Below are 19,021 nucleotides of genomic sequence, written 5' to 3' on the forward strand. Positions count from 1 at the left end.
CTCGCTTCAGCGAGCGAGAGGTCGATCCATCGCCCGATGAATCGGGCTCCTACCAAGACCAGCGGTTCCATCTCCCCGTAGGAGCTCGCTTCAGCGAGCGATGCAATGGTTCAACCGCCCATGAATCGACTCCTACCGCAGCAGCGCCTTAACCAACCGCACCCTCGAGCGTGACATTGAGCAGCGCCTCGGCCTCCACGGCAAACTCCATCGGCAGTTCCTGGAACACGTCCTTGCAGAAGCCGTTGACGATCATGTTCACCGCGTCCTCCTCGGAGATGCCGCGCTGACGGCAGTAGAACAGCTGGTCTTCGCCGATCTTCGAGGTGGTGGCCTCATGCTCGACGGTCGCGGTGCTGTTGCCGATCTCCTGGTAGGGAAAGGTATGCGCGCCGCTGCGATCGCCGATCAGGAGCGAGTCACACTGGGTGAAGTTGCGCGCCCGCCTGGCCCGCGGACCGATCTTGACCAGGCCACGGTAGGACTGGTCGCTGTTGCCGGCGGAGATCCCCTTGGAGACGATCGTCGACTTGGTCCCCTCGCCGATATGGATCATCTTGGTGCCGGTGTCGGCCTGCTGGCGCCCGTTGGTCACCGCGACGGAATAGAACTCGCCGACGCTGTCCTTGCCGCGCAGCACGCAGGAGGGGTACTTCCAGGTGATGGCGGAACCGGTCTCGACCTGGGTCCAGGACACCTTGGAACGATCGCCGCGACAGTCGGCCCGCTTGGTGACGAAGTTGTAGATGCCGCCCTTGCCATCCTCGTCGCCGGGATACCAGTTCTGCACCGTGGAGTACTTGATGTAGGCATCTTCCAGGGCCACCAGCTCGACGATGGCGGCATGCAGCTGGTTCTCGTCGCGCTGCGGCGCGGTGCAGCCTTCCAGGTAGGAGACCTGGGCCTGTTTCTCGCAGATGATCAGGGTGCGCTCGAACTGGCCGGTGTTGGCGGCATTGATCCGAAAGTAGGTCGACAGCTCCATCGGGCAGGTGACCCCCTCGGGCACGAAGACGAAAGACCCGTCGGTGAAGACCGCGGAATTGAGCGCCGCGAAGAAGTTGTCCCCCTTGGGCACCACGCTACCCAGGTATTGCTTGATCAGGTCGGGGTAGTCGCGAATCGCCTCGGAGATCGAACAGAAGATCACCCCGGCCTCGGCAAGCTTTTCCTTGAAGGTGGTGGTCACCGATACCGAATCGAAGACCGCGTCGACCGCCACCCCGGCAAGGGCCGCCCTCTCATGCAACGGGATGCCCAGCTTCTCGTAGGTCTCGAGCAGCTTGGGGTCGACTTCGTCGAGGCTCTGCGGTCGATCCTCGGGCTTTTTCGGTGCGCTGTAGTAGGAAATCGCCTGGTAGTCGATGGGCGGATAGTTCAGGTGCGCCCAGGAGGGCTCCTTCATCTTCAGCCACTGGCGATAGGCATCGAGCCGCCACTCCAGCATCCACTCCGGCTCGCCTTTCTTCTGCGAGATGAAGGCGATCACGCTCTCATCCAGACCCGGCGGTACGGTGTCGCTTTCGATGTCGGTCACGAACCCCTGGGTGTATTCGCGCCGAACAAGCTGCTCCATTTCCTCGGTAGCCATGTCTTTTCCCCTCCGGGCTTATGCTAGTGGGTCTTCTTCGACCTCAAGGCGGTGCTCGACTTCGGCCACTTCGGCCAGAGTCACACTCTGTATGGGTAATTGAACGGGTAACTTGATGGGGGCGGACTGTGCCAGATGCGCCAGGGTCACGCTGTCGAGCAGCGTCCCCACGGCCAAGGACACTCGTTGCCAGTTGCTGGCCACGCCGCAGCTGCCGAAAAGATCGCACTCGCCATCGGCATGGCTGCATTCGGTCATCGCCACCGGGCCTTCGATGGCCGCGATGATGTCGCTGGCACTGATCTGCGACGCCGGGCGCGCCAGGTGGTAGCCGCCTTGAACACCACGCTGCGACACAAGCAAGCCGGCCCGCACCAACATCTTCAACGTCTTGCTCACCGTCGGGCGTGGTAGCTTGACCGCTTCGGCCAGTTCGGTTGCAGCGTGAGGCTGGTCCGGATGGCGAGCAATCTGTGCCATCACGACGGCTGCGTAATCGGTCAGCTTGGATAGCTTCAGCACGCTTGAACCTCGGCGAACAGGATAATGTGGACCATTTTAGTCCTGTATCGCCGGATTGTGAAGCCCGGACATCGAAACGCTGGCCCTGCGGGGCCGTCCGGCCGCGCCGAATGTCATGAAAAAGCAACAATGTGCTGGTAGAGTGTCGTCAGCGTTCTGAACTTGTTATTTTGAGTAAACATTGGTTCCAGTGCGTGATGCCCTGTGAGACGGCCCACGGCAATATCACCGCCGCAAAACGCCATCCTTGAAGTACTTGGCCAGGGAGCGGACACACAATTACCACTCTGTGTCGAGGTTACGCCGGGTTTGACGCCTTCAACTAAGGTCTCTAGTCTTGTGGTCAATCATGCCTACGTGCGCTTGCTGATAGCGGATCGAATGACTTATTGCTCGCTAACCGATACAAGTTCGGCTGCAAGCCCGTATTCATATGCCTGAAACTGGCAGAAGAATTTTTTGCATATAGATAACGAACAGTGTTAGAAAACCAATCCACTCTTAACTGAATCCATTCAACCACCCATGGAGGGGCCATGAAGATCACTATATTCGGTTCGGGTTACGTTGGGCTAGTCACCGGGACTTGCCTTGCCGATGCAGGCCACGAAATCGTCTGCGTCGATGTCGACGAGGACAAGGTCGCAAGGCTCAATGCCGGCGAAGTCCCCATCTACGAACCCGGCCTGGAACCGATGATCCGCACCAACATGGATGCCGGTCGCCTCCGTTTTACCACGGATGCGGAGATGGCCGTCAATTTCGGTCTCCTGCAGTTCATTGCCGTCGGCACCCCTCCCGATGAAGACGGCAGTGCCGATCTCAAGTACGTGCTCAAGGTGGCCGAGACCATCGCCACCCACATGCAGGACTACAAGATCGTCATCGACAAGTCCACGGTTCCCGTGGGTACGGCCGACAAGGTCAGTGCCGCCATCGACAAGGTTCTCAAGCAGCGCGGTGTCGAACTCGAATACGATGTCTGCTCGAACCCCGAATTCCTCAAGGAAGGCGCCGCGGTCGAAGATTTCTCGAAGGGTGCCCGCATCATCGTCGGCACCGATTCCGAGCGCGTGAAGAGGGCCATGCGCGAATGCTATTCCCCCTATAACCGCAACCATGAAAAGCTGATGTTCATGGACGTGCGTTGTGCCGAGCTGACCAAGTATGCCGCCAACGCCATGCTGGCCACCAAGATCAGTTTCATGAACGAGGTCGCCAACCTGGCCGAGACCCTGGGCGCCGACATCGAACAGGTGCGGCATGGCATCGGCAGCGATCCACGCATCGGCTATCACTTCATCTATCCCGGCTGCGGGTATGGTGGCTCCTGCTTTCCCAAGGACGTCCAGGCTCTGGCACGCGCGGCCAGCGACGTCGGCTACAACGCCGAGCTGCTCAATGCCGTGGAATCAGTCAACAAGCGACAGAAGGGCAAGCTATTCCAGAAGCTCGTCCAGGCCTTCGACAACGATCTCGAGGGCAAGACCATCGCCTTATGGGGATTGGCTTTCAAGCCCAATACCGACGATATGCGCGAGGCGCCCAGCCGCGAGCTGATGGAGTCCCTCTGGAAGGCCGGTGCCAAGGTTCAGGCCTTCGATCCCGAAGCCAGCAGGGAATGCAAGCGCATCTATGGCGAGCGCGACGACCTGACGATCACCGACAAGCGCGACGATGCCCTGGAAGGGGCCGACGCTCTGGTCATCTGCACGGAATGGAAGGCGTTCCGCACCGTCGATTTCGATTTCGTGAAGCAGAAGCTGAACACCCCGGTCATCGTCGATGGCAGGAACCTGTTCGACCCCGACACCGTCAAGTCTGCCGGGCTTCTCTATTTTGCCATGGGGCGTGGTGAGTCGCTACGCAAGGTGACTTACTGAGCCGGTGCCGCACGACCGCTGGCCAACATCGGCTTCTCGCAACCGAGAAGCCGCGTGGCCGGCGGTGATGTAGCGAAGCGATGGTCAGCCAACAGCGACACACTAATGGGTCAGCGCCCAGTGCGCGGGGGGAAGAACATTCCTTCCCGGGCAGAATGGCTTATGCATGGTGCTCTCATCAAGATCTGATATTGCCCTCGTGGGGCGGGCGGCCTGACTGCTCGTTCGGAGTTGATTCAAAAGCATCAACTTGTACACCCAACATTGGAATCAGTGCCGGCGGCAAATGACATCGTCGCATTTGCACAGCAACGGCAACCAGGAAGGTTCTACATGAACGATTTCCAATCTGGATCCTCGGGAGCCAGCTGGATCACAGAACTCACGGCTTTCTTGTTCGCAGCGGCGCTGCTGGTGATTCTGTTTTTCGAACTTCCCAGCGAAGTGTTCTCCCCGGAGTCGAAGAGCTTCATCCTGGCGATCGGGATCATCGGCGCATGGCGCTATTCCTGGTGGTTCGTCCAGGCGATACGCTCGGTCTGGTACAACCGTCGCGTCTTTCCCGACTTGCGCGCCCAGGCCGATGCGCTTGGTGCCATCGAAAAGCCGGATGCGCTCTACGTGCTGTGCACCTCCTTTCGCATCGAGCCGGAGGTGACGTTTGCCGTCTACGATGCGCTGATCAAGGATGCCCACGACTACGGGGTGCCGACAACCATCTTCGCGGCCATCTCCGACCGCAGCGATATCGATGTCATCGACCATGTCATGGCCGAGAACGGCTGGCCCGGCAACATCGAGGTCAGCTACATGTTTCAGAAGGGGGATGGCAAGCGCTCGGCGATGGCAGAGGTGCTGCGGGCCATCTCGCGGCGCATGCCGACCCATCGTTCGCTGCTGGTCTCCATGGATGGCGACATCCAGATCGAACCGGGCACCCTCCCCCGCTCGTTGTCGTTCTTCCTCATCGACGAAAGCCTGGGAGCGCTGACCACCAACAACAAGGCCATCGTCAACGGCGGCGACGTCACCAAGGAGTGGTACGACCTGCGCTACGCCCAGCGCCATCTGGTGATGAGCTCGATGTCCCTCTCGGAACGCCTGCTGGTGCTGACCGGGCGCTACAGTGCCTTCCGTGCCGAGCTGGCGACGGAGCCGGAATTCATCGACTTGGTCGAGAACGATCACGTCGAGCATTGGCGCTTCGGCAACTTCAAGTTCCTTTCCGGGGACGACAAGTCCACCTGGTACTGGTTGCTCAAGAACCGCTGGAAGATGCTCTATATTCCCGATGTCAACGTCTCGGGGTTCGAGGAGCTGCCCGACAAGGATCGCTTCTTCAAGTCGACCATCGACCTGATGCGACGCTGGTTCGGCAACATGTTCAGAACCAGCGGCCGGGCCATCGGCCTGGGTCCGCGCACGATGGGATTCTTCACCTGGTGGAGCCTGGTCGACCAGCGCCTGTCGATGTGGACCACCCTGATCGGGCCTACGGTCGCCATCCTGGTGACGCTGTTCGTGCGTCCCTCGTTCATCTTCGCCTATCTGCTCTGGGTGCTGTTCACCCGCAGCATCGCGTCCTCCGTGCTGGCCTGGCAGCGCGGACGCTTCAGCCTGCTCTGGGTGCCTCTGCTCTACTACAACCAGGTCGGCGGTGCCTTGCTCAAGACCTACATCAGCTTTCGCTTCAACCGCCAGTCCTGGTCACGCCAGGGCATCTCCGCGGGGGAGCCGGACGATCCCCGGGCCGCGCGTCGCCAGCGCCTGCTCGGTCACCTGATGCATGCACTCTATTTCGGCGGCCTGCTCACGGTGCTGATCGTCGCCGTGGGTGTCATGGCTCCCCCCGATCGGACCTCCATGGCCATCCTCCAGGACGAGCTCGGGCTTGGCCAAAGCCAGGCAGAGGAACAGCAGGAAGGTGACAGTTACTGGATAGCCCTTGCCCTGGCCGATACCCCCGAGGGGGGGCAGGTACGCCTCCCGGCGGGCAGGGTGATCCTGGACGCCTCGCTTACAGAGGAACTGGGCAAGCTCGAGAAGATACGTGCCGGCAGCATGGTAGGAAACGGCGACAAGCCTGCCACCGTCTTGCTGGTCGATGACGCGATCGCCGACCGCGTGCATGACCAGAACGACCGCCCTCTCAGCGAAACCAAGCGCATGGTCTGCAAAGCGCAGGACCATTGCACCTTGACGACCGAGGCAGGCCCGATCGAGCTGATCGATATGGAAATACGGCTGCGCTCAGCGCAAGCATGACACACCGGATGACACAGATTTCAGACGAAGGGTACCACTTATGGCCGACGAACATATCACCAACGATGACCACAAGCGCAGCGAACCCACCATTGGCTCCTCGCGCCCGTCGAGAGACACCGACGATGCGGGGAACCAGCGGCAGGAGCACGAAGAACGCAGCGCCCGGGAAGGCCAGTTGAGCCACGAGCGTCGCGACGAACGCCAGCATGTCCGCGTGCACGCCCCCTTCCAGGTCCGTTTCGAGGACGGTCATACCCTGCCGGGGGAGGATCTCTCCCTGGGCGGATTCTCGATTCACACCGACCGTCCGGTCGAGCCCGACCAGGTGGTCCAGGTGTCCTTGCTGCTGATGGCAGGCTCGGCGGAACTGATCGTCCCGGTCACCGCGCGTGCGCTGCGCAGCCATGCCGAACGCCAGGGCAAGAGCCACGAGACAGCCTTCGAGATCACCAAGATCGATCAGCGCCACCGCGAGCTGCTGCGCCGAATCATCCGCTCGCACCTGAGTGGCCGCTACGCCGCGGTGGAAGACCTGATCGAGCGCGAGGACCCCCAGACGCCACGCAAGCGGGACCAGTCCGCCGCGCCGCGCCCCGCTCCACAGCGCAAGAAGCCCAAGGGCAGATATGCCCTGCTGATTCTCGCCGGGGTGACCCTGCTGGCAGTCATTGCCGCCACGGCCTACCGCAACTTCATGCTGATCGAACCCAGCTTCGCCGCCGTCACCGCGCCGCGCATCGACATTCGCGCGCCGGGCCCGGGCATCCTGGCGGAGCATGGCCTCAAGGCCGGCGACAAGGTGGATCGCGACCAGAAGCTCACCACGGTCATCAACAGTCAGCTGCAGACCGACCTGATCCTGGCCAAGGCCTCGCATACCTACAACCAGCAGCTGATCAAGAACATGCAGGAAGCCATCGAAGGCAACAGCGATGTGCTCATGTCCGACTCGACGACACCTTCCGGTGGCGAGCCGAGCAGCTACGAAACCGTTTCGCCGGAGATCGCCCAGGCCAGGATCGAGCAGTTCGAGACCGCTCGGGACTACGAGAGTTCGCGCATCGATGCCCTGGAAGCGCAGATGGCCGCCAACACCATCTACAGTCCATGCGATTGCCAGGTCGCCTGGGCACTGAGCAGCGCCGGCGGCGTCTATATCAATGAAAGCGAACGCATCATGACGCTGCTGCAGACGGGCGAGAACGACATCATGGCGGAAGCCCTGGTGCACATGAGCGACATCGCCCGCATCCAGCCGCACCAGAAGGCCTACATCGCCCTGCCCAACGCTTCCGAGCCCATCGAGGCCACGGTGCGCACCGTCGCCCTGGACGTCGAGAGCCAGCCCCGGGCCGGCTTTCCGAAATGGGTACGCCAGCAGCAGAACGTCGCCAGTGTGCTGCTGGTCCCGGAGGAACCTCTTCCGGCCAGCGCAGTCGGTATTCCTGTCGACGTCCGGTTCAGTGAAGCTCCGGTGATCGACAACGCCGTGGAGTGGATCTGGCAGGGAGGCCGCGCCGTCGTCCAGCAGACGATGCGCCTCTTCGGCGCCGACAACCCTGAAGCGGTGGATAGTGAAGAGGCCGTCGAGGAGCAGATCAGCGAAGACAGCGCTTGATCACTGACATCTCATACCTTTTGGCGATGAGTCAGCATCCAGGAGAGTCGAATGTCGGATTTTCATCCTGACCACAGCAACATCCGCACGCGCCGCCCCGCTCGGGTGTCGTGTCATCCCCTGTTCGATCTGGCCCTGGCGACAAGCCTGCTGGTGGCACTTCCCGGCTTGGCCAGCGCCGACGACGGTGGCGACAAGCCCAAGCTGACTACACCCCAGGTGGCGCCCTGTTCGGAGCGCTACGAGCTGGTAGCCGACCCGGCACCGCCACCCAACCCCAGGGATGGCAAGGAAGCCGTACGCATGGGCTACGGCACCAACGACGACTGGGGCACCCGCGAGAACGTCGAGGTCTTGTCTCCCCAGCAAGCAGGGCTGAATGAAACGGCGCTGCGGGTTCACTATCCGAAAGGTACCTCCGCCCCCAGCGACAACGGCGAGGGCGGTGCCGGCTTCTACGCGACCATCGACGGGTTGGCCGAGGCCGAAAGCGCCTGTCTGCAGTACAAGGTGCGCTTCGAGCGTGGCTTCGACTTCGTCAAGGGCGGAAAACTGCCGGGACTCTACGGCGGGGTCGGCCCCAGCGGGGGTGAAGAAGTCACGGGTGACAGCGGCTTTTCCGTGCGTTTCATGTGGCGTGAAGAGGGCCAGGGTGAACTTTATGAGTATGTCATCAAGGACGCAGACTACGGCAAATCCGTGGGTCGCGGCCGCTGGACTTTCCCGACCGGCGAGTGGGTGACCATCGAGAATGAAATCATTCTAAACGACCCCGACCAAAAAAATGGTATCGCACGTGTCTGGATCGATGGGCATCCTGTACTTGAACAGCAAGACATCGTCTATCGCACTCATGATCGCATCTATGTCGATGGCTTGATGTTCTCGACATTCTTCGGTGGCCATGGCGAGGAGTGGCGCACACCGCGTGACCAAATCGCCGATTTTGCCGATTTTCGCTTCTTCCGACCGTGAGGCTGAGCCATGGCACCGTTGCACATTTTTGTCACGGAGGATGCACGACGCCATGTTGTCACAAAACGGAATTGGCCCCATCGCACAGGGCGGGAAAGCATTTTTCAAGGGTCTTACGCTAGTGGCCTTTCTTGCCCCCATCGTCTCGACGACCCACGCCATGACCTATGAAGCGCGCCAGAAGCTGGATCTTTCGGAGTATACCGTCAAGCGTCCCGATGCCTCTTACTTCGATGTACAGGAGCGCATCGACCTACTGCAGGAGACGAACAATCCGATGCTCATGCACCAGGTCACGCGGCTGATCAAGGGCCCCAGTTGCCAACAGAAGATGGCCCTGCCCCCGCTGAAGGATCAGATTCGCATTCCCGGCTTTTATCCCAGCCCGGAGGAGTGGCGCTTTGCGACGCGCCCGCTCTTTCAGTTCGAAGACACGGTCTCCAACCTTGCCGGCACCTATGTGGCCAGTAACGACGTTTACTACGCCGAGTGTCTGGTCTCTTTCCTGGATCAGTGGGCTCAAGCAGACGCCTTGATGGATTTTTATTACCACTGGGATGAACCGCAGGCCTGGTTCGGGACGGAGTCGATGATCTTCGCCGCCGCCATGGCCTACTCGATCGTACGGCCTCAGGTCGAGGGCATGGACGAAGAAATCGCGCGCGTGAACGGGTGGCTGAATCGCTTGGCCCACCAGCATTCGAGCATCCCTGGCGGTATCCAGAGCAGCTGCTGCAACAACCACTTCTATCGTCGTGCCCTCTACGCCACCATGGTCGGCGTCTTGACCGAGGATCAGGAGCTGTTCCGCTTCGGCATCAGCGCGGTCTATTCGGCGCTCAGCGATCTTACCCAGGAGAGTGCCTTTCGGTTGGAAATGAAGCGCGGACGCCGCGCCACCCACTATCAAAACTACGCGTTGCTCTATTTGATCACCAACATGCAGATCATTGCGCGTCAGGGTTACGACATTTTCGAGCTGGAAGTCGATGGAAAGACGATTCACGATGCGATCGATTTCGCTCTGGAAATCATCGACGATCCCGCTGCCTTGGGTGATCTCGCACCGCTGGAACAGTACGAGGGGTTCCTCAAGGACGATCAGTATTTTTCCTGGATGGAGATTTATCTCTCGCGCTTCGACAAGCCTCAATTGAGCGAACTCATCAAGCCGATGCGCCCTGTCTACAACCGTAGTGCAGGCGGCTATATGAGCCTTTACTTCATGGACCCTAGCGAGCAGAGACGTAAGATCATAAAGGAACCTGAAAGGATCGAAGCGACCCGTATCTTCGAAGAGTAATTCCTTTCACCACCGTGATCAGGCAATGGAAAGCCGACTTTCGTTTTTATCGTTGACGCCGCTGATCGTTAGCGTCCGGCATCTCAAACGACGAGTAACGACATGGACCTTACGCCCTTGAAAAATGGACTTCACGAGACCCCGAAAGCCGGGAAAGGCGTTCTGCCGGCGCTTCTGATGCTGACAAGCCTGTTCGCCGGTGGTTTTTCCACCGCCCATGGAATGACCATCGAGGAGCGCCAGGCGTTGGATCTTTCCGAGTATACCGTCACCGACCCGGACGCCTCCTACTTCGAGGTGGAAGCGCGCATCGAGCTGCTTCAAGAAACCGACAACCCGATCCTCATGCAGCAGGCCGCCAGGCTCGAGAGCGGCCCCAGCTGCAAGCAGATCCTGGCCATCCCGCCGCTTTCGGACCAGATTCGCATCCCCGGCTTCTACCCTAGCCCCGAGGAGTGGCGCTTCGCGTCGCGCCCGCTGTTCCAGTTCGAGGATACCGTCTCGAACCTGGCCGGCGCCTACGTGGCAAGCGATGACATCTACTACGCCGAGTGCCTGGTGTCCTTCCTCGATCACTGGGCCCGGGAAGACGGCCTGATGGACTTCTACTACGTCTCCTCCCACCCCCAGGCGTGGTTCGCGACGGAGTCGATGATCTTCGCCGCCGCCATGGCCTACTCGATCGCCCGCCCGCGGGTCGAGAACATGCAGGAAGAGAAAGAACGCATCGACGACTGGCTGAACCGGCTGGCGCACCAGCATGCGGACATCCCGGGTCGCCCCGGAAACAGCTGCTGCAACAACCACTTCTACCGTCGGGCGCTCTACGGCACCATGGTCGGTATCCTGACCGAGGATCAGGAGCTGTTCCATTTCGGCATCAGTTCGATCTACTCTGCGCTGAGCGATCTCACCGAGGAAGGCGCCTTCAGGCTGGAAATGAAACGCGGGCGGCGTGCCAGCCACTACCAGAACTACGCCCTGCTCTACCTGATCACCAACATGCAGATCATCTCCCGTCAGGGTTACGACATCTTCGACCTGGAGATCAACGGCAGGACCATACACGATGCGGTCGACTTCGCCATGGACATCTTCGAGGACCCCGCGGCGCTCGGTGACCTCGCGCCACGGGAACAGTACACGGGGTTCTTCAACGACGACCAGTATTTCGCCTGGATGGAGATCTACCAGTCCCGATTCAACGACCCCAGGATTGCCGAATTCATCAAGCCGATGCGGCCCATCTTCAATCGCAGCGCCGGGGGATACACAACCCTCTATTTCATGGAGCCCGATGCCCAGGATCAGGAGATCATAGAGCAGGAACCCGAAGAGATCGAAGAAACCAGGGTCTTCTCCGATTGAGCCCATTCACCACCGTGGCACTCCACAGGAAGGCGTCATCATGATGGTGTTTCTTGCCCTGAGTCGTTTCGTCGTGCCGGCACCTGGCAGGCTCGCCATGCTCGTCGCATCGATGGGCACGGTACTGCTCGCCGGCTGTGTCGCGGGAGTGGGTGGCTCGGGGGACACCGCCGTGCATGACGACATCCCCCCCGCCCACCGGGACTGGTTCGATGGCGGCCAGCCGGTCGACATGGACTCGATGGACTGGGGGCGCATCGAGTTCGCCCGCCAGGCCGCGGCAAAGGGCGATGCCAGACGCGCCGTGGGTATCCTGCAGCCGATGATGAACGAAGGGTTCTCGCCGGCCTACTACGAAGCCGGCAAGTTGCACGAAGACGGTATCGGCACCCCGCCAGACCCGGCCAAGGCCGCGATCTATTACGGCAAGGCGCTTCGCTCCCCCTCGAACGTGCTGGGCAATGCCTCCCTGAGGCTGGGACGGCTGTACCGGGACGGCCAGGCCGTGGAGCGCAACGAGACCCTCGCATACCACCTGTTTCGCCAGGCGGTCGATCGGGACACCGGGGCGAGCGCCCTGGTAGCGCTTGCCGAGATGCTCGTCGAGGGCCGTGGCGTGGAGGCGAATACCGAAGAAGCCGAGGCACTCTATTCCCGCGCTGCCGATCTCGGTTATCCCCAGGCGTTCAGGGCCCTGGCCGAAGCCCATGCGCCGGGAGGCTGGCTCGAGCGAGACGATCAGCTTGTCCGGGAGTACGCGCAGCGTTATGCGACCGGCCTCGAGAAGCAGGTCCAGGCCCGGGCCGACGACCAGGACGCCCTGGCGGCGCTGGCCAGGCTCCATGACGAAGACGGTCTGCTCGGCCCCAGGCCCGACGCCTATCGTCATTGGCTGAGACGGGCCGCCGAGGCAGGTCATGCCGGTTCCCTGGGCAAGGCCGGGGAGATCGCCCTCGAGGAAGGAAATGTGCAACACGGTCTCGAGATGCTGCGCCGCAGTGCCGAAGCCGGTAATGTCTATGCGATGACGGACCTGGGCAGGGCCCTGCTCGAGCGCGATCCTGCCCGGGCAGAACAATGGCTGCAGGCCGCCGCCGAAAAGGGGTCGGTGAACGCGGCGGCATCGCTGGGTCGTGCCTACCTGCCGGGCGGAGAGTTGCAAGCTGACCATCGCCGGGCGCGCACCTGGCTATCCCGAGCCTCGGAGGGCGGCCATGCAGGTGCGGCAGCCACCCTGGGCCGACTGTATCTGCGAGGTGATGGCGTCGCGCAGGATACCAGCCGGGGGGTCGCCTATCTGGAACGTGCCGTGGCCCAGGGACACGCGGGCGCACGAATCGACCTCGGCAAGCTGCTGCTGGCCGGGGATGGCGTGAATCAGGATACCCAGCGCGGTATCAGCCTGCTGCGTTCCGCAGCCGAACGCGGCAATGCAGACGCCGCTCACTCTCTCGGCGATGCCTATCTGGAGGGCAAGGGCGTCGAGCAGGACCCTCGGCAGGCGGAGAAATGGCTTGCCCAGGCAGTCGATGCCGGCAATCCGTTCGCCACCTACAGCCTCGGACGGACACATCTCTATGGCGAAAAGGGATTCGAGCCGAATGTGGCACGCGGCCGCGAACTGCTGGCCCAGGCAGCCGAACAGCAGCACGCCGGCGCCCAGACGCTGCTGGGTCGCGAGTACCTCAGAGGCGAGCTGTTCGAAAAGGACCCCGACCAAGGCGCCAGTTATCTCTACCAGGCTGCCCGGCAAGGCCATTCCGGTGCGCGCCTGGCCCTGGCCAAGGCCTACCTCTGGGCCAACGGTCTCGAAGGGGCCAACCAGGAGCAGGCCGTGCTCTGGCTAGACGACATACTCGATGGCGATAGCGAGGTGGCCCTCGCGACCATGCGCCAGTTATTAACCGAGGCAGACGACAAGGCGGTGAGGGATTCGCTGCAGTAGGCAGGCTGACGAACCCGCGTTGTCGATGCCCCAACTCGAACAGTGGTAGCGAGAAGCATCGCGTCTCGCCCAGGGAGGCTCAAAACCATGAAAGGTACGAAATTGACTCACTCGCATCGTCGGCGCACCCCCGCCTTCACGCGCCTGCTCCTCACCAGTGCCGTGGTGATCGGCCTCGGTGGATGCGCTACCGGAGGTGGCGGCAGCGGCGACACCCTCGACACCTCCAGCCTGCCCGAGCCCGCCGTCGACCCACGGTACAGCGACTGGTTCGATGGCGGCCGCCCCTCCGATATGGGCTCCATGGAATGGGGCCAGGTGGAATTCGCCCGCCAGGAGATCGAGCAGGGCAATACCGAGGAGGGTATCGAACAGCTCCGCGCCCTGATGCGCCAGGGTTACCCGCCGGCCTACTACGAGCTGGCCCAGGTATACGACGATGGCATCGGCGTGCCACGAGATCCTGCTCGCGCGGCATCTCTCTATGGCGAGACGCTGGAAACCCCCTCGTCCATCAACAAGCATGCCGCGCGCAAGCTGGCCGAGCTCTACATGGTCGGCGACGGCGTCGAACGCAACGAAACCCTGGCGTACCGTCTGGCCAAGATGTCCGTCGAGGATCAGGGCGGCCCGAGCTCACTGTCCCTGCTGGCCGAGATGCTGGTCAAGGGCATCGGCGTCGAAGCCAATCCCCAGCTCGCCATCAAGCTCTATGAACAGGCCGCCAACCAGGGCTATCCGAACGCCATGAAGGCCCTCGCCGAGGCCTACAGCGCGAGCGGCTGGGCCGAGAAGAATATCGGGCAGTCGCGCAGCTACGCGCAACGCTATGCCGAAGCGATCGAACCTCAGGCCCAGGCGGGGGATATCGATGCCATGATGAAGCTGGCGGCGCTCTACGAGCCGGACGGACTGTTGAAGCCCGACCCGCAGAAACGCCAGGAATGGCTGCTGCGAGCCGCCGACTCGGGCAATCCCGAGGCACTGGGTGAAGCCGGCGAAGCGCTGCTCGAGTCCGGCGATACCCAGCGTGGCCTCGACATGCTGACCCAGGCCGCCGAGGCCGGTGACGTGGAAGCCATGGAGCACCTGGGCCAGGCGCTGCTCGGGGAAAACGGCGTTCAACCGGCCCCGGAACGCGCGGTGCAGTGGCTCGAGAGCGCTGCCTCCAAGGGCTCCACCCTGGCGCAGGTCACCCTCGGCCGCGCTTATCTCGAGGGCACGACCCTGTCCCGCCAGCCGGACCGGGGGATCGCGCTGCTCGAAGAAGCGGCGCGCAAGAACGATCCCCTGGCGCTGGCCGTGCTCGGTGATCTCTACCTGGATCCCGAGATCGAGCCAACCAATCCCCAGCGCGGTATCGACTACCTGCAACGCGGCCACGAGGCCGGCAGCGAGTACGCCACCGCCCTGCTCGGCGAAGCCTACCTGACCGGTAACGGCGTCGCGCCGGATGGCGTGCGCGCGATCCAGTATCTTTCCGATGCCGCCGATCGCGGCCAGATCTTTGCCTCCCGCATGCTCGGTGAAGCCTATCTCGAAGGCAACGTGCTCAAGCTCGACAAGGCGGAAGCCGAACGGCTGTTGCGCCAGGCTGCCGAGGCCGGAGACACCACGGCCATGACCAAGCTGGGCGAGGCCTATGTCGACGGGGCGCTGGAACAGACCGAGTCCGGAGAAGGCATACGGCTGCTGGAGAAAGCCGCCAACAGTGGCGACGCCTATGCCATGATCGTCCTGGGGCGCGCCTATCGCGACAGCGAGCTGGTACCCCAGGACCTGCAGCGCTCGCAACAATGGCTGAGCCGCGCCCGGGACGCTGGCCACGACTCGGCCGAGGACGCCCTGTCGCGCACCTACCGCGAACTGGGTGAACAGGGCGATATCGATGCGCTGATCCGTGCCGCCGAGATGGGCGACCCCGCGGCGATGGCGGATCTTGGCCGTGCCTATCTCGACGGCCGGGGGGTGAGCCGGAACTACCGCCAGGCGCGCCTCTGGTTCGAACGCGCCTACGACGAAGGCCATGCCGGCGCGGCCGCCGCCCTGGGCCGCATGTATCTCGAGGGCCAGGGCGTCCAGCGCAATACCACCTACGGCATCGACTACCTGAGAAGCGCGGTGGCCCGCGGCCACGCCGGGGCACGCGCCGATCTCGGCGAGATACTGCTCAAGGGTGAACTGGTCCCCGCCGAACCCGAGCGCGGCCTGGCACTGTTGCGCCAGGCCGCCCGCAATGGCAACAGCGGCGCCAGGCTCTTCCTGGGCGAGGCCTATCTCAATGGCGAGCATGTCGAGAAGGATGTCGAGACGGGGCTGAGCTATCTCAACGACGCCGCCGAAAGCGGCAACCCCTACGCCGCGCGGGCCCTCGGGGAAGCCTATCTCAAGGGAGAAGGCGTCGAGAAGAACACCGAACTCGCCGAGAAATGGCTCTCCTACGCCGCCGAGTCCGGCGACCCCTGGGCCAAGTCGCTGTTTGGCCACGCGCTGATCTATGGTACCGCAGGCCTGCCCAAGGACGTGGAGCGGGGCCAGCGGTTGATGACCGAGGCCGCCGAGTCGGGCCATGCCGGCGCCCAGTCGGCCCTGGGCAGTGAATATCTCCAAGGCGAAGCGCTGGAGCTGGATCCCGAGCGTGGCGCCGAATTGCTATTCCAGGCGGCCAGCAGTGGCAATCGCACCGCGCGGCTGGCATTGGCCAAGGCCTACCTGATGGCCAACGGCCTGGAAGGTGTCGATCAGTCGCAGGCCCTGTTATGGCTGGACAAGGTAATCGATGGCGACAGTCAGATCGCCCTGCAGACCATGCGCGAACTGCTGCAGGACCCGAAGGCCATCGAGGCGGCCCGGGAGGCGGCCCAGGCAGGCTAGCCCCGGCCGTGAAGGGAAGCAGCAACGAAAAAGCCGGCGAATCGCCGGCTTTTTCGTCACGGTGACACCCGCTTCATCCCGTGAACGGGTTGCGCAGCACGATGGTCTCGTTACGGTCGGGGCCCGTCGAGATGATATCGATCGGCGTGCCGGTCTGCTCTTCCAGGAAGCTGATATAGGAACGTGCCGCGGCCGGCAGTTCCTCGACGCGCTTGACGCCCAGCGTCGACTCGCTCCAGCCGGGCAGGTCCCGGTAAATGGGCTCTACCGCCTCGTAGCCTTCCGAATCGACGGGCGTATCGAGCCTTTCACCGTCCTTGCTGCGATAGCCGACACAGACCCGGATGGTCTCGAGACCATCGAGCACGTCGAGCTTCGTCAGGCAGAGACCCGAAACGGAATTGATCTGCACCGCATGGCGCAGGGCGACGGCATCGAACCAGCCGCAGCGCCGCGGTCGCCCTGTCGTGGCGCCGAACTCGTGGCCACGCTCGGCCAGATGGCGGCCGAATTCGTCGAAGAGCTCCGTGGGGAAGGGGCCCGACCCGACCCGGGTGGTATAGGCCTTGGTGATGCCCAGCACGTAATCCAGATACAACGGCCCTACCCCGGAGCCGGTGGCGGTGCCCCCGGCGGTGGTATTCGAGCTGGTGACGAAGGGGTAGGTCCCGTGGTCGATATCGAGCAACGAACCCTGGGCGCCCTCGAAGAGGATGTTTTCCCCGGCCTTGCGCATTTCGTGCACGAGGCTGACGGTATCGCAGACCATCGGACGCAACTCTTCGGCCATGCTCATCGCCTCATCGAGCACCTGCTGGAAGTCGACCGGCGCCTCGCCGTGGTAATGCTGGAGGACGAAGTTGTGATAATCCAGCACCTCGCCGAGCTTGGAAGCGAAGCGCTCGCGATGCAGCAGGTCGCCGAGCCGCAGGCCACGCCGCGAGACCTTGTCCTCGTAGGCGGGGCCGATGCCGCGCCCGGTGGTGCCGATCTTGGCGACGCCACGCGCCTTTTCGCGGGCCTGGTCGAGGCGTACGTGGTACGAGAGGATCAGTGGGCACGCGGGCGATAGCCGCAGCCGCTCGCGTACCGGCACGCCCTTGGCCTCGAGTTCATGGATCTCCTTGATCAGTGCCTCGGGCGAGAGCACCACGCCGTTACCGATGACGCAGGTCTTGTCCTCCCGCAGGATGCCCGAGGGGATCAGGTGCAGTACGGTCTTCTCGCCGTCGATGACCAGTGTATGGCCGGCGTTGTGCCCGCCCTGGAAACGCACCACCGCCGTGGCCGACTCGGTGAGCAGATCGACGACCTTGCCCTTGCCTTCGTCGCCCCACTGGGTACCCAACACGACTACATTCTTGCCCATTGCTCTTTTCTCTCGATCAATCTCTGAATGGAGCGCTCGCCAGGCGGTGTGCTTGCAACCGCGTTCCTGGAGCCTGTTCCATCACGTCAGTGGGAAAATTTGCCAACCGTTCTCGGTACTCACGAGTCGACGATTGCAGCGGTGTTCCTCGGGTCCGGTACTCTGCCCGGGCAAGGCCTGGACGACGCGTTCCCCGGCATCGCGCAGCCGGGCGATGACCTCGGGCAATTCTTGCATTGCCTGCCCCGGCTCCCAGACCGGCGCCCAGATGCCATCGGCGATGGGCGGCTGCTCGGCCAACGATGCCAGCAACTTGAGATCCATCGAGAACCCCGTCGCCGGTCGCGCGCGCCCGAATGCCTTGCCGGTGTCGTCATAGCGACCGCCCTTGGCCAGGGCCTGGCCATAGCTGGGCACGTAGGCGGCGAACGTCATGCCCGTGTGATACTGATACCCTCGCAGGTCGGCCAGATCGAAATAGAGGGTGGCGCCCGGGTACATTTCTGCCACCCCACGGTAAAGCGCCTGAAGCTGATCCAGCGCCTCGATCACCGCCGTGGGGGCCCCGTCGAATAGGCGACGTGCCTCGTCGAGCACGTCGGCACCCCCATGCAGCGTGACCAGCGCCTTGAGCAGTTCGGCACGCTGCACATCGCCGACATGGCCATCGACGAGTGTCGTCACGTCACCGGGAGACTTGCGCTCGATCGCCTCGAACAGCGCCCGCTGCCCGATATCATCCAGGTCGACCGACTGCACCAGGGCCCGATAGATCCCGATATGGCCCAAGGCCAGGTGTATCTCGTCGGCCCCGGCCACGGTCAGGCTCGACAACGCCAGATGCAGGATTTCCAGGTCGGCTTCCAGGCCCGCATGCCCGAAGAGCTCGACCCCCACCTGCACCGGGCTACGACCGCCCTGGTGTTGATCCGCCTTGGCACGCAGCACCGGATTGCAGTAGCAAAAACGCGCCGGTCCCTGGCGCTTCAGGGAATGGGCGTCCATGCGTGCCACCTGGGGCGTGACATCGGCGCTCGCCCCCATCATGCGTCCGGTCAATTGATCGGTGAGCTTGAAGGTCTGCAGATCCAGGTCGGTCCCCGTGCCGGTCAGCAACGAATCGAGGAACTCCACCGGCGGCGGCATCACCAGATCATAGCCCCAGCGGCAATAGAGATCGAGCAATGCACGACGCAGCTCTTCCATGCGCGTCGCCTGGGGTGGAAGCACTTCATCCATGCCGTCGGGAAGCAACCAGCGGTCAGCGATGGTCATCGGTCTATCCTGCCAAAGTGGATGGCCACA

The 19,021-nt window shown here is 62.7% G+C and carries 12 protein-coding genes; 8 read left to right on the plus strand and 4 right to left on the minus strand.

The window, feature by feature from the left end:
• Positions 1 to 148 precede the first annotated feature (148 nt).
• Positions 149 to 1,591: a Fe-S cluster assembly protein SufB gene (gene sufB, locus BUA41_RS00205; protein ID WP_072818453.1), complete on the minus strand. Its 1,443-nt coding sequence runs from the start codon at positions 1,589 to 1,591 to the stop codon at positions 149 to 151.
• A gap of 18 nt (positions 1,592 to 1,609) precedes the next feature.
• Positions 1,610 to 2,113 (minus strand): SUF system Fe-S cluster assembly regulator, encoded by a 504-nt coding sequence (locus tag BUA41_RS00210; protein ID WP_072818456.1) that lies wholly within the window; start codon positions 2,111 to 2,113, stop codon positions 1,610 to 1,612.
• Between the two features lie 536 nt (positions 2,114 to 2,649).
• Here BUA41_RS00210 and BUA41_RS00215 point away from each other — a divergent pair.
• The 8 genes from BUA41_RS00215 to BUA41_RS00250 all read left to right on the plus strand — a co-directional run bounded on the left by BUA41_RS00215 (position 2,650) and on the right by BUA41_RS00250 (position 16,347).
• On the plus strand, positions 2,650 to 3,996 hold the full coding sequence (locus BUA41_RS00215; RefSeq protein ID WP_072818459.1) for a UDP-glucose dehydrogenase family protein: 1,347 nt from the start codon (positions 2,650 to 2,652) through the stop codon (positions 3,994 to 3,996).
• A 333-nt stretch (positions 3,997 to 4,329) separates the two neighbouring features.
• The gene (locus tag BUA41_RS00220; RefSeq protein WP_072818461.1) at positions 4,330 to 6,261 is read left to right on the plus strand and encodes a glycosyltransferase; all 1,932 of its coding nucleotides are present in this window, start codon (positions 4,330 to 4,332) and stop codon (positions 6,259 to 6,261) included.
• Between the two features lie 40 nt (positions 6,262 to 6,301).
• Positions 6,302 to 7,882, plus strand: coding sequence for a PilZ domain-containing protein (locus tag BUA41_RS00225; protein WP_072818464.1), 1,581 nt, complete (start codon positions 6,302 to 6,304; stop codon positions 7,880 to 7,882).
• A 51-nt stretch (positions 7,883 to 7,933) separates the two neighbouring features.
• The gene (locus BUA41_RS00230) at positions 7,934 to 8,857 is read left to right on the plus strand and encodes a polysaccharide lyase (protein ID WP_245791819.1); all 924 of its coding nucleotides are present in this window, start codon (positions 7,934 to 7,936) and stop codon (positions 8,855 to 8,857) included.
• The gene (locus BUA41_RS00235; RefSeq protein ID WP_245791820.1) at positions 8,811 to 10,160 is read left to right on the plus strand and encodes an alginate lyase family protein; all 1,350 of its coding nucleotides are present in this window, start codon (positions 8,811 to 8,813) and stop codon (positions 10,158 to 10,160) included. The genes BUA41_RS00230 and BUA41_RS00235 overlap by 47 nt, the downstream gene beginning before the upstream one ends.
• A 177-nt stretch (positions 10,161 to 10,337) precedes the next feature.
• Positions 10,338 to 11,528, plus strand: coding sequence for an alginate lyase family protein (locus tag BUA41_RS00240; protein ID WP_139249020.1), 1,191 nt, complete (start codon positions 10,338 to 10,340; stop codon positions 11,526 to 11,528).
• Positions 11,529 to 11,568: 40 nt separating this feature from the next.
• Positions 11,569 to 13,473: a tetratricopeptide repeat protein gene (locus BUA41_RS00245; RefSeq protein WP_072818472.1), complete on the plus strand. Its 1,905-nt coding sequence runs from the start codon at positions 11,569 to 11,571 to the stop codon at positions 13,471 to 13,473.
• A gap of 87 nt (positions 13,474 to 13,560) precedes the next feature.
• Positions 13,561 to 16,347 carry a tetratricopeptide repeat protein gene (locus tag BUA41_RS00250; protein ID WP_072818474.1) on the plus strand — a complete coding sequence of 929 codons (2,787 nt, stop codon included), beginning with the start codon at positions 13,561 to 13,563 and terminating at the stop codon, positions 16,345 to 16,347.
• A gap of 73 nt (positions 16,348 to 16,420) precedes the next feature.
• On the opposite strand, the gene BUA41_RS00255 is transcribed toward BUA41_RS00250, so the two are convergent.
• Together BUA41_RS00255 and BUA41_RS00260 are read right to left on the minus strand one after the other, a co-directional pair.
• Entirely contained in the window at positions 16,421 to 17,716 is a 1,296-nt protein-coding gene (locus BUA41_RS00255) for an adenylosuccinate synthase (RefSeq protein WP_072818476.1), read from the minus strand.
• Positions 17,717 to 17,797: 81 nt separating this feature from the next.
• Positions 17,798 to 18,991, minus strand: coding sequence for an ATP phosphoribosyltransferase regulatory subunit (locus tag BUA41_RS00260; RefSeq protein WP_072818478.1), 1,194 nt, complete (start codon positions 18,989 to 18,991; stop codon positions 17,798 to 17,800).
• Positions 18,992 to 19,021: the final 30 nt, after the last annotated feature.

Source organism: Modicisalibacter ilicicola DSM 19980 (assembly GCF_900128925.1).
GTDB classification, from domain to species: domain Bacteria; phylum Pseudomonadota; class Gammaproteobacteria; order Pseudomonadales; family Halomonadaceae; genus Modicisalibacter; species Modicisalibacter ilicicola.

Excerpts from the sequence above, each read along its gene's own strand:
- sufB (WP_072818453.1), bottom strand. The coding sequence starts at position 1,591 with ATGGCTACCGAGGAAATGGAGCAGCTTGTTCGGCGCGAATACACCCAG.
- BUA41_RS00215 (WP_072818459.1), top strand. The coding sequence starts at position 2,650 with ATGAAGATCACTATATTCGGTTCGGGTTACGTTGGGCTAGTCACCGGG.
- BUA41_RS00220 (WP_072818461.1), top strand. The coding sequence starts at position 4,330 with ATGAACGATTTCCAATCTGGATCCTCGGGAGCCAGCTGGATCACAGAA.
- BUA41_RS00225 (WP_072818464.1), top strand. The coding sequence starts at position 6,302 with ATGGCCGACGAACATATCACCAACGATGACCACAAGCGCAGCGAACCC.
- BUA41_RS00230 (WP_245791819.1), top strand. The coding sequence starts at position 7,934 with ATGTCGGATTTTCATCCTGACCACAGCAACATCCGCACGCGCCGCCCC.
- BUA41_RS00240 (WP_139249020.1), top strand. The coding sequence starts at position 10,338 with ATGCTGACAAGCCTGTTCGCCGGTGGTTTTTCCACCGCCCATGGAATG.
- BUA41_RS00245 (WP_072818472.1), top strand. The coding sequence starts at position 11,569 with ATGATGGTGTTTCTTGCCCTGAGTCGTTTCGTCGTGCCGGCACCTGGC.
- BUA41_RS00250 (WP_072818474.1), top strand. The coding sequence starts at position 13,561 with ATGAAAGGTACGAAATTGACTCACTCGCATCGTCGGCGCACCCCCGCC.
- BUA41_RS00255 (WP_072818476.1), bottom strand. The coding sequence starts at position 17,716 with ATGGGCAAGAATGTAGTCGTGTTGGGTACCCAGTGGGGCGACGAAGGC.
- BUA41_RS00260 (WP_072818478.1), bottom strand. The coding sequence starts at position 18,991 with ATGACCATCGCTGACCGCTGGTTGCTTCCCGACGGCATGGATGAAGTG.